This window comes from Streptomyces niveiscabiei, from assembly GCF_001419795.1.
Taxonomy (GTDB): Bacteria; Actinomycetota; Actinomycetes; order Streptomycetales; family Streptomycetaceae; genus Streptomyces; species Streptomyces niveiscabiei.
In genome coordinates this window covers 1-15,437 of the sequence record NZ_LIRL01000851.1, presented here as the reverse complement: position 1 = coordinate 15,437, position 15,437 = coordinate 1, and the positions used below count along the sequence as shown (strand labels likewise).

15 protein-coding genes are annotated in these 15,437 nt (G+C 71.2%); 13 read left to right on the top strand and 2 right to left on the bottom strand.

The window, feature by feature from the left end:
- Positions 1–215, bottom strand: a 215-nt coding sequence (locus tag AOK24_RS35390) for a trehalase-like domain-containing protein (RefSeq protein WP_240554272.1), incomplete at its 3' end; no start/stop codon positions are given.
- A gap of 450 nt (positions 216–665) precedes the next feature.
- On the opposite strand from AOK24_RS35390, the gene AOK24_RS35385 reads away from it, so the two are divergent.
- The 11 genes from AOK24_RS35385 (at position 666) to AOK24_RS35335 (ending at position 13,287) form a co-directional block, all read left to right on the top strand.
- Positions 666–2,315, top strand: coding sequence for a CTP synthase (locus AOK24_RS35385; protein ID WP_055724071.1), 1,650 nt, complete (start codon positions 666–668; stop codon positions 2,313–2,315).
- An 87-nt stretch (positions 2,316–2,402) separates the two neighbouring features.
- Positions 2,403–3,029, top strand: a complete 627-nt coding sequence (locus AOK24_RS35380; protein ID WP_055724070.1) for an NUDIX domain-containing protein — start codon at positions 2,403–2,405, stop codon at positions 3,027–3,029.
- A 231-nt stretch (positions 3,030–3,260) separates the two neighbouring features.
- Positions 3,261–5,318: a tetratricopeptide repeat protein gene (locus tag AOK24_RS35375; RefSeq protein WP_055724069.1), complete on the top strand. Its 2,058-nt coding sequence runs from the start codon at positions 3,261–3,263 to the stop codon at positions 5,316–5,318.
- A gap of 120 nt (positions 5,319–5,438) precedes the next feature.
- Positions 5,439–6,554, top strand: coding sequence for an alanine dehydrogenase (gene ald, locus AOK24_RS35370; RefSeq protein WP_107104120.1), 1,116 nt, complete (start codon positions 5,439–5,441; stop codon positions 6,552–6,554).
- A 371-nt stretch (positions 6,555–6,925) separates the two neighbouring features.
- Positions 6,926–8,095, top strand: a complete 1,170-nt coding sequence (locus tag AOK24_RS35365; protein WP_075661776.1) for a ParA family protein — start codon at positions 6,926–6,928, stop codon at positions 8,093–8,095.
- Positions 8,080–8,652 carry a hypothetical protein gene (locus AOK24_RS35360; RefSeq protein WP_079057160.1) on the top strand — a complete coding sequence of 191 codons (573 nt, stop codon included), beginning with the start codon at positions 8,080–8,082 and terminating at the stop codon, positions 8,650–8,652. The genes AOK24_RS35365 and AOK24_RS35360 overlap by 16 nt, the downstream gene beginning before the upstream one ends.
- 17 nt (positions 8,653–8,669) lie before the next feature.
- Complete coding sequence (locus AOK24_RS35355; protein WP_055724066.1) at positions 8,670–9,611, top strand: segregation and condensation protein A; 942 nt, start codon at positions 8,670–8,672, stop codon at positions 9,609–9,611.
- A gap of 50 nt (positions 9,612–9,661) precedes the next feature.
- A complete protein-coding gene (gene scpB, locus AOK24_RS35350; protein WP_240001682.1) occupies positions 9,662–10,228 on the top strand; it encodes an SMC-Scp complex subunit ScpB in 567 nt (188 codons plus the stop codon).
- Positions 10,228–11,352, top strand: coding sequence for a pseudouridine synthase (locus tag AOK24_RS35345; protein ID WP_055724064.1), 1,125 nt, complete (start codon positions 10,228–10,230; stop codon positions 11,350–11,352). The genes scpB and AOK24_RS35345 overlap by 1 nt, the downstream gene beginning before the upstream one ends.
- Before the next feature lie 199 nt (positions 11,353–11,551).
- Positions 11,552–12,271 carry an NUDIX hydrolase gene (locus AOK24_RS35340; RefSeq protein ID WP_055724063.1) on the top strand — a complete coding sequence of 240 codons (720 nt, stop codon included), beginning with the start codon at positions 11,552–11,554 and terminating at the stop codon, positions 12,269–12,271.
- Complete coding sequence (locus AOK24_RS35335) at positions 12,268–13,287, top strand: ADP-ribosylglycohydrolase family protein (protein ID WP_055724062.1); 1,020 nt, start codon at positions 12,268–12,270, stop codon at positions 13,285–13,287. The genes AOK24_RS35340 and AOK24_RS35335 overlap by 4 nt, the downstream gene beginning before the upstream one ends.
- Before the next feature lie 101 nt (positions 13,288–13,388).
- On the opposite strand, the gene AOK24_RS35330 is transcribed toward AOK24_RS35335, so the two are convergent.
- Positions 13,389–13,808, bottom strand: a complete 420-nt coding sequence (locus AOK24_RS35330) for a Rieske (2Fe-2S) protein (RefSeq protein ID WP_055724061.1) — start codon at positions 13,806–13,808, stop codon at positions 13,389–13,391.
- A 165-nt stretch (positions 13,809–13,973) separates the two neighbouring features.
- On the opposite strand from AOK24_RS35330, the gene aroH reads away from it, so the two are divergent.
- The gene (gene aroH, locus AOK24_RS35325) at positions 13,974–14,336 is read left to right on the top strand and encodes a chorismate mutase (protein ID WP_055724060.1); all 363 of its coding nucleotides are present in this window, start codon (positions 13,974–13,976) and stop codon (positions 14,334–14,336) included.
- Positions 14,333–15,418, top strand: a complete 1,086-nt coding sequence (locus AOK24_RS35320; RefSeq protein WP_055724059.1) for a prephenate dehydrogenase — start codon at positions 14,333–14,335, stop codon at positions 15,416–15,418. Before aroH ends, AOK24_RS35320 begins: the two co-directional genes overlap by 4 nt.
- Positions 15,419–15,437: the final 19 nt, after the last annotated feature.

The window sequence follows — 15,437 nt, the reverse complement described above, 5'->3', positions numbered from 1 at the left end:
GGAGCGGATTCGGCGGGGTGGGCGGGGCCCAGGCGCCAGAAGCCGTGATCCTCCGTGCCGAGCAGGCCCGCGAAGATGGCGTGCGAGTCGAAGCGGGGCAGGCACAGCCAGTCGACTGTGCCGTCCCGGCAGACCAGTGCGGCGGTCTGCATGTCTCCGATGAGTGCGTAGTCTTCGATGCGCCCGGCCACGTGCAACTCCAGTCGAACGGCCACGTCACCCCCTGAGGGGGGCGTTGTGGTCAAGGGGGTCGGTCCAAATGCAGGTCGTTGAACGATGAAGTCAACCGGTCGTCCCGCCGTCTGGCAAAACGCCATTTTTTGTTCAACGAGCTGACGAGCCTTCGTTGTTCCGGTCCATGGGCGGGGGTGTGCCGTGGTGCACGGAGGGACTCGACAGCGAGTGTCTGAGCAGGATACGACTCGCGCAGATCATCTGTGTGCCGCTCTCACCGACGTGCCTGAGCCGAATGGGTGAGTGCGGGTGAAAGCGTCGTCAAGGAACACGAAATCCTCGTCAAAGACTTGTGTCGGCGCGTGCGCGGAGCGTGGCCGGAAGCCATCTCTCCAGGGCGCTGATACGCTGGTAGCCCGTGGAGCGGAGGGCACGAATCCCCCGAACCGCAGCGACCCCCAGACCGCGACCACGGGAGCCCCCTCTTGGCCATCACGCCGAAATCCACGACGACCAAGCACATCTTCGTCACCGGGGGTGTCGCCTCTTCGCTCGGCAAGGGCCTGACCGCCTCCAGCCTCGGCATGCTCCTCAAGGCCCGTGGCCTGCGCGTGGTCATGCAGAAGCTGGACCCCTACCTGAACGTCGACCCCGGCACGATGAACCCCTTCCAGCACGGCGAGGTGTTCGTCACCAACGACGGCGCCGAGACCGACCTGGACATCGGCCACTACGAGCGCTTCCTCGACCGCGACCTCGACGGCAGCGCCAACGTCACCACCGGCCAGGTGTACAACACCGTGATCGCCAAGGAGCGGCGCGGCGAGTACCTGGGCGACACCGTGCAGGTCATCCCGCACATCACCAACGAGATCAAGCACCGTATCCGCCGCATGGCGACCGACGAGGTCGACGTCGTCATCACCGAGGTCGGCGGCACGGTCGGCGACATCGAGTCGCTGCCGTTCCTGGAGACGGTCCGCCAGGTCCGCCACGAGGTCGGCCGGGACAACGTGTTCGTGGTCCACATCTCGCTCCTTCCGTACATCGGCCCGTCCGGCGAGCTGAAGACCAAGCCCACCCAGCACTCCGTGGCCGCCCTGCGCAACATCGGCATCCAGCCCGACGCGATCGTGCTGCGCTGCGACCGCGAGGTGCCGACCGCGATCAAGCGCAAGATCTCCCTGATGTGCGACGTCGACGAGTCCGCCGTCGTCGCCTGCCCGGACGCGCGCTCCATCTACGACATCCCCAAGACCGTCCACGGCGAGGGCCTCGACGCGTACGTCGTCCGCAAGCTGGACCTGCCGTTCCGCGACGTGGACTGGACGACGTGGGACGACCTGCTGGACCGCGTCCACAACCCCGACCACGAGATCACGCTCGCCCTGGTCGGCAAGTACATCGACCTCCCGGACGCCTACCTCTCGGTCACCGAGGCGCTGCGCGCGGGCGGGTTCGCCAACAAGGCCCGCGTGAAGATCAAGTGGGTCACCTCGGACGACTGCAAGACCCCGGCCGGCGCCGCCGCGCAGCTCGCCGACGTGGACGGCATCTGCATCCCCGGCGGCTTCGGCGACCGCGGCGTCCTCGGCAAGGTCGGCGCGATCAAGTACGCCCGCGAGAACAAGGTGCCGCTGCTGGGCCTGTGCCTGGGTCTCCAGTGCATCGTCATCGAGGCGGCCCGCAACCTCGCGGACATCCCGGACGCCAACTCCACCGAGTTCGACGCGGCCACGGCCCACCCGGTCATCTCGACCATGGCCGAGCAGCTCGACATCGTCGCCGGCGAGGGCGACATGGGCGGCACGATGCGGCTCGGCATGTACCCGGCGAAGCTCGCCGAGGGCTCCATCGTCCGCGAGGTGTACGACGGCAAGGAGTACGTCGAGGAGCGGCACCGCCACCGCTACGAGGTCAACAACTCCTACCGCGCGGAGCTGGAGAAGAAGGCCGGCATCCAGTTCTCGGGCACGTCCCCGGACGGCAAGCTCGTCGAGTACGTCGAGTACCCGCGCGAGGTCCACCCCTACCTGGTCGCCACGCAGGCGCACCCGGAGCTGCGCTCGCGCCCGACGCGCCCGCACCCGCTGTTCGCCGGCCTCGTGAAGGCCTCGGTGGAACGCAAGAGTTCGAAGTAGCACACCGGCTTGTACGGTGGCCGGGGTGTCTCCCTCTCAACGGGAGCGCCCCGGTTTTCGTTTGCGCACGTCGGAGAGGCAAGAGCAATGACGATCAAGGACACCCCGCAGGAGTGGGAGGTCCGCGCGACGGACACTCCCTTCGTCGGCAAGAAGACCTCCGTGCGCACCGACGACGTGGTCATGCCCGACGGCTCGGTCGTCCGCCGCGACTACCAGGTCCACCCCGGCTCGGTCGCCGTCCTCGCCCTCGACGACGAGGACCGGGTACTGCTGATCAAGCAGTACCGCCACCCCGTGCGCGAGAAGCTCTGGGAGATCCCGGCCGGCCTCCTCGACGTCCCCGGCGAGAACCCGCTGCACGCGGCGCAGCGCGAGCTGTACGAGGAGGCGCACGTCAAGGCGGAGAGCTGGCACGTCCTCACCGACGTCTACACCACGCCCGGCGGCTGCGACGAGGCCGTGCGCGTCTTCCTCGCGCAGGGCCTCTCGGAGGCGGAGGGGCAGCGCTTCGAGGTGGAGGACGAGGAGGCGGACATGGAGTACGCGCGCGTGCCGGTCGCCGAGCTGGTGCGGGGGATCCTCGCGGGGGAGCTGCACAACAACTGTCTGGTGGTGGGGGTGCTGTCGCTGGCGGCGGCGCGCGCCGGGGACGGTCTCTCGGCGCTGCGTCCGGCTGAGGCGGCCTGGCCCGCGCGGCCGTTCGAGGCGTGAGGGTCCGGCGTTCGACCGTTTCTGGCGCAAACGTGAACCCTGCGTGATCGTTTCGCGCTCCCTCAGAGGTTCACGTTCCCGGTGTGACCATCGGCTGATCCGATCAGGGGACCTGGGGGGCCGTCATGGCCGCGCTCCGCGAGGAAGGTTGCAGAGCGTGAACTAGGCTCCCGTGGAGTGAGCCGAGAGTGCGTGCCGGTGTTGCGCGTGTGTGAGACGGGAGCGTGGCCCGTGGCGGATCAGGCAGTGGAGACGGACGGCGCGGTGCTGTCGGGCCACGCTGCGACGGAGGGCCAATTCCTGGGCCGTACCAGGGAGTTGAAGGAGCTGCGGGCCGACATCGAGCGCGTCGGCCTGGACACCCTGGTCGGCAAGAAGTCGCCCCGCGCGCGGGTGCTGCTGATCGCCGGCCGGCCGGGGTCCGGCCGCAGCGCGCTCGCCGAGGAACTCGTCCGCCAGGTCGCCGGCCCCTACCGGGACGGCGTCCTGCGGGTACGGCTCGCCGAGCCGGACGGCACGCCCGTGCCCGTCGAGCGGGCCGCCCGCGACCTGCTGGCCGAGCTGGACGTCGAGGCGCCCGCCGGGGCCGACCAGGACGACCTCTCCGCGCTGCTGCGGGACGCGCTCGCCGAGCGCCGTACGCTGCTGCTGCTCGACGACGCGCCGGGTGCCGAACACGTGGACGCGCTGCTGCCGGACAACCCGGAGTGCCTGGTCGTCGCCGTGTCCGGGGGGCCGCTGACCGGGATCGCCGATGTGCGGCCGTGCACGCTGGGCGGGCTGGACACCAAGTCGGCGCTGGAGCTGCTGACCCGGTCGACCGGGTCGGTGCGGGTGACCGTCGACCCGCGCTCGGCGGAGGGGCTCGTCGAGGTGTGCCAGGGGCAGCCCGCCGCGCTGGTGCTGGCCGGGGGATGGCTGGCCGCGCGGCCCACGGCGGCCGTCGCCGACCTCGCCAAGCACCTGCGCGCCGAGGGGGACGAGGGGACGCCGCTCAGCCGGGTCTTCCGGCTCGTGCACGCGGGACTGCCGGCGCAGGCCGCGCGGATACTGCGACTGCTGAGCCTGGCCCCCGCCGGGCTCGTCGACCCGCACACCGCCTCGGCGCTGGCCGGCTGCTCGATCGGCGCCGCCCGCACCACCCTGGACGACCTGACCGCGCAGGGCCTGCTGCACGCGGTGGACTCGCCGATCCCGCAGTACGAGGTGCCCGGCTGCCTGTACCCCCTGCTGAAGGCCGCCGCCGAGACGCACGACCGCCCGGCCGAACTGCACCTCGCCCGCGCCCGCATGCTGGAGCGCACGGTCCGCCTCCTCCAGTCCTGCCGCGCGATCACCGAACCGGAGAACCCGCAGGCCCGCGCCCGCCTCCAGGGCCTCCCGCGCGCCCTGCGCTTCTCCAGCCGGCGGGCGGCCGGCGACTGGCTGCGGCTGCGCCGCCCGGCCCTGCTGGCCTCCGCCCGCCTCGCGGTCGCGGACGGTGAACTCGACACCCTGGCACGCCGGTTGATGTCCCAGTTCGTGCGCGCGATGGTCGCCCACTTCGGCACCCGGGCCGCCGCCCCCGACCTGTACGGCGTCCACCGCCTCGTCCTCGACGTCGCCGAACGCCGCGACCTCCCGCGCGAGCGCGCCGCGGCCCTGCTGAACCTCGCCGACGTCGACGCGAGCACCGGCCGCACCGAGGAGGCGCTGACCCGCTACCGGGCCGCCCTCGACGCCGGGCGCGAGGCGGGCGACCCGTATGCGACCGGCCGGGCCATGGAGTCGATCGGCGGCGCGCACCTCGAACTCGGGGACTACGAGCGGGCCGCCGACTGGTACGGCCGCGCCCTCGCCCAGCGGCTCGCCCGGGACGAACGCGCCGACGCCGCGCGCCTGTACGGCCGTATCGCCACCGCGCAGACCTACGCCGGCCGGTACGGGGAGGCGCAGCGGGCGTGGCGGGCGTCGGCCGCCGGGCACCGGAAGAACGGGGACGTGGGGGCGCACGCGCGGGCGCTCAGCGAACTGGCGCGGGTCCAGGAGTACGCGGGCCGGCCGGAGGAGTCGCTGCGGACCTGCCAGGAGGCGGTGGAGTGGGCGCGGCGCGCGGCGGACGAGCGGTTGCAGGCCGCGCTCCACCTGCGCCTCGCCGACACCCTGGAGCACCTCGGCGACCCGGCGGCGGCCCGGGTGCACCGCGCGGCGGCCGACCGGATGCTGGCCGGGGACCGCCCCGGGCCTGAATCCGAGGGGGAACACGGAAGCAACGCCTACGAAATCCGTGGCACATCGGCCGAAGATTGATGCTTTGAAAGGCTGGACACCGGGAACGCCTTCATTAGACTGGCTCTGTCGCGCCACCAGTGCGACATATCCCGGTATACGCATACGTATACGTCCCTTGAGTCGAGGACCGTGATCGACGTGAAGGTCGGCATCCCCCGCGAGGTCAAGAACAACGAGTTCCGGGTGGCCATCACCCCCGCCGGCGTGCACGAACTGGTGCGCCACGGCCACGAGGTCGTCATCGAGCGCGGCGCCGGGGTGGGGTCCTCGATCCCGGACGAGGAGTACGTCGCGGCGGGCGCCGCGATCCTGGAGACGGCGGACGAGGTGTGGGGCGCCGCCGATCTGCTGCTCAAGGTCAAGGAGCCGGTCGCCGAGGAGTACCACCGGCTGCGCAAGGACCAGACGCTCTTCACCTACCTGCACCTGGCCGCGTCCAAGGAGTGCACGGACGCGCTCGTCGCCTCCGGCACCACCGCGATCGCCTACGAGACGGTCGAACTCCCGGGCCGCGCACTGCCGTTGCTCGCACCGATGTCCGAAGTGGCGGGGCGGCTCGCGCCCCAGGTCGGCGCCTACCACCTGATGCGCTCGGCCGGCGGGCGCGGGGTCCTGCCCGGCGGGGTGCCGGGCACCCAGCCCGCCAAGGCGGTCGTCATCGGCGGCGGGGTCTCCGGCTGGAACGCGACGCAGATCGCGATCGGACTCGGCTTCCACGTCACGCTGCTGGACAAGGACATCAACAAACTCCGCGAGGCCGACAAGGTGTTCGGCACGCGGGTGCGGGCCATCATGTCCAACTCCTTCGAGCTGGAGAAGGCCGTCCTGGACGCCGACCTCGTCGTCGGTGCCGTCCTCATCCCGGGCGCGAAGGCGCCGAAGCTGGTCACCAACGAGCTGGTGGCCCGCATGAAGCCCGGAAGTGTCCTTGTCGACATCGCGATCGATCAAGGCGGCTGCTTCGAGGACTCGCGTCCGACGACCCACGCCGAACCTACGTTCACCGTCCACGAGTCGGTGTTCTACTGCGTCGCCAACATGCCCGGCGCGGTCCCCAACACCTCGACGTACGCGCTCACCAACGCGACCCTGCCGTACATCGTCGAACTCGCCGACCACGGCTGGGCCGAGGCGCTGCGGCGCGATCCCGCGCTCGCCAAGGGGCTCAACACCCATGACGGCAAGGTCGTCTACCGCGAGGTCGCCGAGGCGCACGGCCTCGAGCACGTCGAACTGACGTCGCTGCTGGGGTGAGCGGCCCGCCCCATCGGGCGTGGCCAAGTCACCTTTTCATAAAGGCGATACGTCAACAAGGAGCGTCAACGACGCACAGCAGGCCGGGCCTTGTCCATAAGGTCCGGCCCAATGTGTGTATGGTCACTTTGCGATGCTCGGTCAACTCGCCGCGAACGTAACCCTTCGACCGATTCGCACACCGGTGAAACCTGCTGTGCGACGGCCGTACGCCCTTGACAGCGTCATGTTTCTTTGCCGACACATCCGGCCGGGTCCGGCGGATTGTGTTGCTGCGAACGGCCGACACGCCATAGAGTCGCCAACCGTCGGCATGGTGCCACGCTGACCTGTCCAGAAATCCCCTGGTCACCAAGGAGGTAAGACGACTTGTGAATGAGTCGACATTTTCTCCCGGGGGTGGTCGAGCAGGAACGCCTGTCCGGGGCCGGAGCCCTGAGGGAACCGAGGCTGTCGGCTCCGTCGCTGTGCGCACCTTCGCAGCCCACCAGAGTCCGCAGACCCTGCGGACAGCAGACCAGAGCATGGATGGCCATCACGTGAACGCCATGGCCGGCGACGGAAGTGGCGCGCCCCACAACCACTTCGCCGACTACGACGAACTGCCCGACGGGCACTTCTACGACCCCGACGCCGAATACGAGCCCGACCCCGAGTACGCGGCCACGCTCGCGCCCGACGCCGCACGCCAGCGTCGCGAGCGCATCGGCCCGACCGGGCGTCCGCTGCCGTACTTCCCGATCCCGGGCCCGCTGACCGATCACGGGCCCGCGACGATCATCGCGATGTGCAACCAGAAGGGCGGCGTGGGCAAGACCACGTCGACCATCAACCTGGGTGCCGCCCTCGCGGAGTACGGCCGACGGGTGCTGCTCGTGGACTTCGACCCGCAGGGCGCGCTGTCGGTGGGTCTCGGCGTCAACCCCATGGAGCTCGACCTCACGGTCTACAACCTGCTCATGGAGCGGGGCATGTCGGCCGACGAGGTCCTGCTGAAGACCGCGGTCCCCAACATGGACCTGCTGCCGAGCAACATCGACCTCTCGGCGGCCGAGGTCCAGCTGGTCTCCGAGGTCGCGCGCGAGTCGACCCTCCAGCGGGCGCTGAAGCCGCTGATGGACGACTACGACTACATCGTCATCGACTGTCAGCCCTCGCTCGGCCTGCTCACGGTGAACGCGCTCACGGCCGCCCACAAGGTGATCGTCCCGCTGGAGTGCGAGTTCTTCGCGCTGCGCGGGGTCGCGCTGCTCACCGAGACCATCGAGAAGGTCCAGGAGCGCCTGAATCCCGAGCTGGAGCTCGACGGCATCCTCGCGACGATGTACGACTCGCGGACCGTCCACAGCCGCGAGGTGCTCGCGCGGGTCGTCGAGGCGTTCGACGACCACGTCTACCACACGGTGATCGGCCGGACCGTCCGCTTCCCGGAGACCACGGTCGCGGGCGAGCCGATCACCACGTACGCGTCCAACTCCGTCGGCGCCGCCGCCTACCGCCAGCTCGCCAGGGAGGTGCTCGCCCGGTGTCACGCCGAGTGAGTCTGCCGGGGGCCGACGAACTCTTCCGCACGACAGGGGGAACGGCGCTCCAGCCGTCCACTCCCCGGCGGCCCGGCGAGGGCCGGGTGCCGGGGCAGGCGGGTGAGAGCGAGGGGGCGAACGGCGGTGTGTCCGCCGAGGACGCGCCACCGGCCGTACCCGCGCAGGGCGGGGACGGCGACGGGGCCGAACACGTCGCCGCCGACGCCGGCCAGGGCGACGGCGGCGAGTCCCGCAGCAGGGGCGACGGCCGTGTGCGGCGGGCGCAGGAAGGTTCTGCCAACCCCGCCGCTCCCGCCGACGCCGAGCCCCGCAAACGGGGCCGCGCCGCCGCCCGCCGCCCCTCCGGGCGCGAACGGCACGACGAGAAGATCACCGTGTACGTCTCCGCCGAGGAACTCATGGACCTGGAGCACGCCCGCCTGGTGCTCCGCGGCGAACACGGCCTCGCCGTCGACCGGGGCCGCATCGTCCGCGAAGCGGTCGCCGTCGTCCTCGCCGACCTGGAGTCCCGCGGTGACGCGAGCATCCTCGTACGCCGGTTGCGGGGGCGGTAGGGGTACCTTCGGGGGCTATGACCTCGTACGACACGTCTTCTGCCACCGGTGCCCCGGCCGGCCGCCGACGCGCACTGGGTCGGGGGCCGGGGGCCGGGGAACAACCGCCGGTTCCCGCAGAGGCGCCGGTCCCCGTCGAGGCCGAGGTTCGTGAAGAGGCGGTTCCCGACGGGGTCTTCAAGGTCCGGCTCACCAACTTCGAAGGCCCCTTCGACCTGCTGCTCCAGCTGATCGCCAAGCACAAGCTGGACGTCACCGAAGTCGCGCTGTCCAAGGTCACCGACGAGTTCATGGCGCACATCAGGGCGATGGGGCCGGACTGGGACCTCGACCAGACGACCGAGTTCCTCGTCGTCGCCGCGACGCTCCTCGACCTCAAGGCCGCGCGGCTGCTGCCCGCCGCCGAGGTCGAGGACGAGGCCGACCTCGCGCTCCTCGAAGCGCGGGACCTGCTGTTCGCGCGGCTGTTGCAGTACCGGGCGTACAAGCAGATCGCCGACATCCTCAACCACCGGCTCGAGGTCGAGGGGCGCCGCTACCCCCGTACCGTCGGGCTCGAAGCGCACCACGCCGAGCTGCTGCCCGAGGTCGTGATCAGCATCGGGGCGGAAGGATTCGCCAGGCTCGCCGTGAAGGCGATGCAGCCCAAGCCGAAGCCCCAGGTGTACGTCGATCACATCCACGCGCCGCTCGTGAGCGTGCAGGAACAGGCGCTGGTCGTCGTCGCGCGGCTCAGGGAACTCGGCGAGGCCAGCTTCCGGGTGCTCGTCGAGGACACCGAGGACACGCTCACCGTCGTCGCCCGGTTCCTCGCGCTGCTGGAGCTGTACCGGGACAAGGCGGTCGAGCTGGACCAGGAGACGGCGCTCGGGGACCTGCTCGTGCGGTGGACCGGCGGTGACGCGACCGCCGCGGTGACGGACGAGTTCGACCGGCCGACCGAGGAGGAGAAGACGTGAGCGAGGCCGTCGCTGAGCTGGACCTCAAGCCCGCCCTGGAGGCCGTCCTGATGGTCGTCGACGAACCGGCGACCGAGGAGCACCTCGCCAAGCTCCTCCAGCGGCCCCGGCGGCAGGTCGCGGACGCGCTCAGGGAGCTGGCGGACGAGTACACGGCGCAGGGCAGGGGCTTCGAGCTGAGGGCCGTCGCCGGAGGCTGGCGCTACTACACGCGGCCCGCCTACTCGGCGGCCGTCGAGAGCTTCGTCCTGGACGGCCAGCAGGCCCGTCTCACCCAGGCGGCGCTGGAGACCCTCGCCGTCGTCGCCTACCGCCAGCCGGTCAGCCGCAGCCGCGTCTCCGCGGTGCGCGGAGTGAACTGCGACGGCGTGATGCGCACCCTGCTCCAGCGGGGCCTGGTCGAGGAGACGGGCACGGAACCCGAAACAGGTGCGATCCTGTATGGGACGACGAACTACTTCCTGGAGCGGATGGGCCTGCGCGGTCTGGACGAGCTTCCGGAACTCGCGCCCTTCCTCCCGGAGGCGGAGGCGATCGAGGCCGAGACGCTGGAAGGGGTCCCGTCGTTCGATCCGGACGCTCCGGATACCGAGGAAGACGACAAGACGGAACTTTGATGCGAAGCAGCAGCGGCAGGAACAGCAGCGGAAACAACGGCGGGAGCCGTGGTGGCAACAGCGGCGGCCGCGGCGGGAACAGCGGGGGCCGCGGCAACTACCGCGGCGCCGGCAACAACCGCGACGACAACCAGGGCGGCCGGCCGAAGAAGCCCCGCCCCGAGGAGCGGCGCTACGACGTGGGCCCCGGCGCCTCCCCGGAGGGCCCCAGGTCCGGGCGCGGGGCTTCCGCGCGCGGCGGCGCCAAGGGCGGCCCGAAGCAGTCCCCGGGCAGCAGCGGGCGCGGGCGCTGGGCGCCGGCGACCTCGCGCGAGTACGACGCGCGCGCGGAGGAGCGCAACCGGGAGCGGTACGCGGGCAAGAAGGACGTGAAGCTCCCCAAGACCTTCCCGGGCGCCGAGCAGGAGGGCGAGCGGTTGCAGAAGGTCCTCGCGCGCGCGGGCTACGGCTCGCGGCGGGCCTGCGAGGAGCTGATCGAGCAGGCGCGCGTGGAGGTCAACGGCGAGATCGTCCTGGAGCAGGGCAAGCGCGTCGACCCCGAGAAGGACGAGGTGCGTGTCGACGGGCTGACGGTCGCGACGCAGTCGTACCAGTTCTTCTCGCTGAACAAGCCCGCCGGGGTCGTCTCCACGATGGAGGACAACGAGGGCCGGCAGTGCCTCGGCGACTACGTCACCAACCGTGAGACGCGCCTGTTCCACGTGGGGCGGCTCGACACGGAGACCGAGGGCGTCATCCTGCTCACCAACCACGGCGAGCTGGCGCACCGCCTGACGCACCCCCGGTACGGCGTGAAGAAGGTCTACCTCGCGCACATCGTCGGCCCGATCCCGCGCGACCTGGGCAAGCGGCTGAAGGACGGCATCCAGCTGGAGGACGGGTACGCGCGCGCGGACCACTTCCGGGTCGTCGAGCAGACCGGCAAGAACTACCTGGTCGAGGTGACCCTCCACGAGGGCCGCAAGCACATCGTGCGGCGCATGCTCGCCGAGGCGGGCTTCCCGGTGGACAAGCTGGTGCGGGTCGCCTTCGGCCCGATCACCCTCGGCGACCAGAAGTCGGGCTGGCTGCGGCGGCTGTCGAACACCGAGGTGGGCATGCTGATGCAGGAGGTCGACCTCTAGAAGGCGGCTGTACGGCTCTGTGACGGCCGATCCCGGGTTCTCCGGGATCGGCCGTCGTTGCGTTCCCAAAAAGGGCTCCTGGAGGCGCTGAGGGCTTTCGGAGGTTCTGTGGAGGGCTGGTGCCGGTCGCGGCCGGGGTCTTGTCCGCCGCCGGACGCGCTGCTTATGGTCGGAGTGACCATAAAGGCGGGGGGCGACGGTGGACGGCTACGACAAGCACGCGTACGAACCCTTCGCCGTGACCGTCGACCTCGCGGTGTTCACCCTGCGCGCGGGCGCCCTGCACGTCCTGCTCGTCGAACGCGGCCGGGAGCCGTACGCCGGACAGTGGGCCCTGCCCGGCGGGTTCGTCCTGCCCGAGGAGTCCGCCGAGGACGCCGCCCGGCGCGAACTCGCCGAGGAGACCGGCCTCACCGACGCGGCCGGCCTCCACCTGGAACAGCTGCGCACCTACAGCGACCCCGGCCGCGACCCCCGCATGCGCGTCGTCTCCGTCGCCTTCGCCGCCCTCGTCCCCGACGGCCCCGAACCGCACGGCGGCGGCGACGCCGCACAGGCCCGCTGGACGCCGTACGACGAGGCCGGGCCGCTCGCCTTCGACCACGACCGCATCCTCGCCGACGCGCGCGCACGCGTGGGCGCCAAGTTCGAGTACACGTGCCTCGCCACCGCGTTCTGCCCGCCCGAGTTCACCCTCGGCGAGCTGCAACGCGTCTACGAGACCGTCTGGGGCACCTGCCTCGACCGGCCCAACTTCCGCCGCAAGGTCCTCGCCACACCCGGCTTCGTCGAACCGGCCCGCGCGGGCGCCCGGCTCACCGGAGGGCGCGGCAAACCCGCCGCCCTCTACCGCGCGGGGACGGCCACCGCTCTCCACCCGCCGCTCGTCCGGCCCTCCACAGAAGGACGCCCCTCATGAGTTTCACCGTGCACAAGCGCGCCGCCTCCGGGGCCCTGATGGGGCTGGCGCTGGGGGACGCGCTCGGCTTCCCCACCGAGTTCAACGACGTCCCCCAGATCGTCGCCAAGTTCGGGCCCTGGCGGCAGATGCCGCTGCCCGCGCGGGCGATCGTCTCCGACGACACCCAGATGACACTGGCCCTCGCGCGCGGGCTGCGGTCCGCGCGGGACCGGGGAGTGCTCGGGCCGCAGGGGATGGAGCGGTCGGTGCGCGAGGAGTTCGTGAAGTGGTACCACTCCCCGGAGAACAACCGCGCGCCCGGCGGGACCTGCCTGAGGGCCTGCGAGCTGCTCGACGACCCCGGCCGGCGCTGGCAGGACGCCAGCCAGATCGACTCCAAGGGGTGCGGCGCCAACATGCGTGTCGCGCCCATCGGGCTCGCGCCCGCGCTCAGCGACGAACAGCGCGCGGGCGCCGCCCAGCTCCAGGCCGCGCTCACCCACGGCCACCCCACCGGGCTCGCCGCCTCCGACCTCACCGCGCACGCGGTACGGCTCCTCGCGCACGGGAGCGGGCCGTCCGAGCTGATCGGGCTCCTGCGCGCGTACGCGCTGGCGAACCGGTCCCGGTACCGGCAGGACTGGCTGGGGGACCTGTGGACGCGGAGCCAGGACCCCAACCCCGAGCACTTCATCTCACGCGGGTGGGACGAGTGCCTCGCCGTTCTGGACCGGCTGGAGGCGGCTCTGCGGGCTCCCGACCCGGAGGCCGATCCGTGTCTCGCGACCGGTGCCGGGTGGATCGCCGAGGAGGCGCTGGCCACGGGGCTGTACTGCTTCCTGCTGTTCCCCGAGGAGCCGGTCACCGCGCTGCGCCGGGCCGCCTGCTCCTCCGGGGACTCCGACTCGATCGCCTGTCTGACCGGGGCGTTCGCGGGGGCCTGGCTGGGGATCGACGCGTGGCCGACCGAGTGGGCGGACCGGATCGAGTACGGGAGCGAGCTGGTGACGCTGGGGGCGTTGTGGGACGAGTGAGGGCGGTTGTGCGCGGGTGAGGCGCGCGCGTGAGGGGGCTTTTTGAGGGGCTTCTTGGGGGGCTTTTGGGGCCTCTCACGCGCGCGGGGTGTGCGCAGTGCTCACACCAGGGTGATCGTGTCGCCCTTCACCGTGATCTCCTTCGCGGGCAGTGGGCGCGGGGCCGGGCCGCCCTTCACCGCGCCGTCCGCGATGCCGAACCTGCTCTGGTGGCAGGGGCAGTCGATCGTGCCGTCCGCGACCTTGGCCACCGTGCAGCCCTGGTGCGTGCAGACCGCCGAGAACGCCTTGAACTCGCCCTTCACCGGCTGCGTCACCACGACCTTCTGGTCCGTGAAGACCTTGCCGCCGCCCACCGGGATGTCGGAGGTCTTCGCGAGGTCCGTCGTCCCCGGCGTACCGCCCGAGGAGGAGCTGTCCTTGTCGTCGTCGGAGCCGCCACAGGCTGCCGTGAGCGCCACCGCGCTCGTCGTCATCAGGGACGTCAGGAGGACCGTTCGGCGGGTCGCGGGGAGCGTCATGCGCGTCATCCTGGCACCGACGGGCGGCAACGAGAAGGAACCCGGACGGAGTGGCACAAAGGCGTCGGCCGTCTCAGGGGGCGGGCGGGCGCGCCGATGTCAGTGGGGCTGATTACGCTGGGTGGTCCAGAGGTGCGGTGTACGGGAACAGCGAGGAGCGGTGGCGTGGCGGTACGAGCGGTCCGGGGGGCCGTCCAGTTGGACGAGGACGACGCCGGGGAGATGGAACGGCGGGTCGGGGAGCTGCTGACGGCCGTCATGGAGCGCAACGATCTCGCCGTCGACGATCTGATCAGCATCTGGTTCACGGCGACGCCCGATCTGCACAGCGACTTCCCGGCCGCCGCCGCGCGCAAGATCGGGATCGTCGACGTTCCCCTGATCTGCGCGCAGGAACTCGACATCACCGGGGCCATGCCCCGCGTCGTACGGCTGCTCGCGCACGTCGAGTCCGCGCGTGCGCGGGCCGATATCGCCCACGTCTACCTCGGTGCCGCCGCCGGGCTGCGGAAGGACATCGCCCAGTGAGGACCGCGCTCGTCATCGGGACCGGGCTCATCGGGACGTCCGTCGCCCTGGCCCTCGCGCAGCGGGGGGTCGTCGTCCATCTCGCCGATCATGATCCGGAGCAGGCCCGGACCGCCGCCGCGCTCGGGGCCGGGACCGACGAGGCTCCCGACGGGGCCGTCGATCTCGCCGTCGTCGCGGCGCCGCCCGCTCATGTCGCCCGCGTGCTCGCGGATGCCATGCGGCGCGGGGTCGCGTACGGGTATCTCGACGTCGCCAGTGTCAAGGGCGGGCCTCGGCGGGAGCTGGAGGCCGCCGGGGTCGATCTCTCCCGGTACCTCGGGACGCATCCCATGTCCGGGCGGGAGAAGTCCGGGCCCCTTGCCGCTTCCGCGGAGTTGTTCGAGGGGCGGCCCTGGGTGCTGACGCCTACGCGGGACACCGAGACCGAGGTGCTCAATCTCGCGCTGGAGCTGGTCTCCCACTGCCGGGCCGTGCCTGTCGTCATGGACGCCGACGCCCACGATCGGGCCGTCGCGCTCGTCTCCCACATGCCGCACATCGTGTCCAGCCTTGTCGCTGCTCGGCTGGAGCATGCGGAGGAGTCCGCCGTGCGGTTGTCCGGTGGGGGGATTCGGGATGTCACGCGGATCGCCGCGTCCGATCCTCGGATGTGGATCGACATCCTGTCCGCGAATCCTGGGCCTGTGGCCGAGTTGCTGTCCGATGTCGCCGCGGATCTCGATGAGACCGTGCGGGCGTTGCGGGCCGTGGAGTCCGGGGATGTCGATCAGCGGAAGGTGGGGGTGGCCGGGATCGAGGATGTGTTGCGGCGGGGGAACGCGGGGCAGGTTCGGGTGCCGGGGAAGCATGGTGCTGCGCATCGGGTGTACGAGGTGGTTGCCGTGCTCATCGATGATCAGCCGGGGCAGTTGGCTCGGATCTTCGCGGATGCGGGGAGGGCTGGAGTGAATGTCGAGGATGTGCGGATCGAGCATGCGACGGGGCAGCAGGCCGGGTTGGTGCAGTTGATGGTGGAGCCGAAGGCTGCGCCGGTGTTGGCGGCGGCTCTGCGGGAGCGGGGCTGGGGGGTACGCCAGTAGTTTCCTCGCCCCCGCCGCC

Excerpts from the sequence above, each read along its gene's own strand:
- AOK24_RS35380 (WP_055724070.1), top strand. The coding sequence starts at position 2,403 with ATGACGATCAAGGACACCCCGCAGGAGTGGGAGGTCCGCGCGACGGAC.
- AOK24_RS35355 (WP_055724066.1), top strand. The coding sequence starts at position 8,670 with ATGACCTCGTACGACACGTCTTCTGCCACCGGTGCCCCGGCCGGCCGC.
- scpB (WP_240001682.1), top strand. The coding sequence starts at position 9,662 with ATGGTCGTCGACGAACCGGCGACCGAGGAGCACCTCGCCAAGCTCCTC.
- AOK24_RS35345 (WP_055724064.1), top strand. The coding sequence starts at position 10,228 with ATGCGAAGCAGCAGCGGCAGGAACAGCAGCGGAAACAACGGCGGGAGC.
- AOK24_RS35335 (WP_055724062.1), top strand. The coding sequence starts at position 12,268 with ATGAGTTTCACCGTGCACAAGCGCGCCGCCTCCGGGGCCCTGATGGGG.
- AOK24_RS35330 (WP_055724061.1), bottom strand. The coding sequence starts at position 13,808 with ATGACGCTCCCCGCGACCCGCCGAACGGTCCTCCTGACGTCCCTGATG.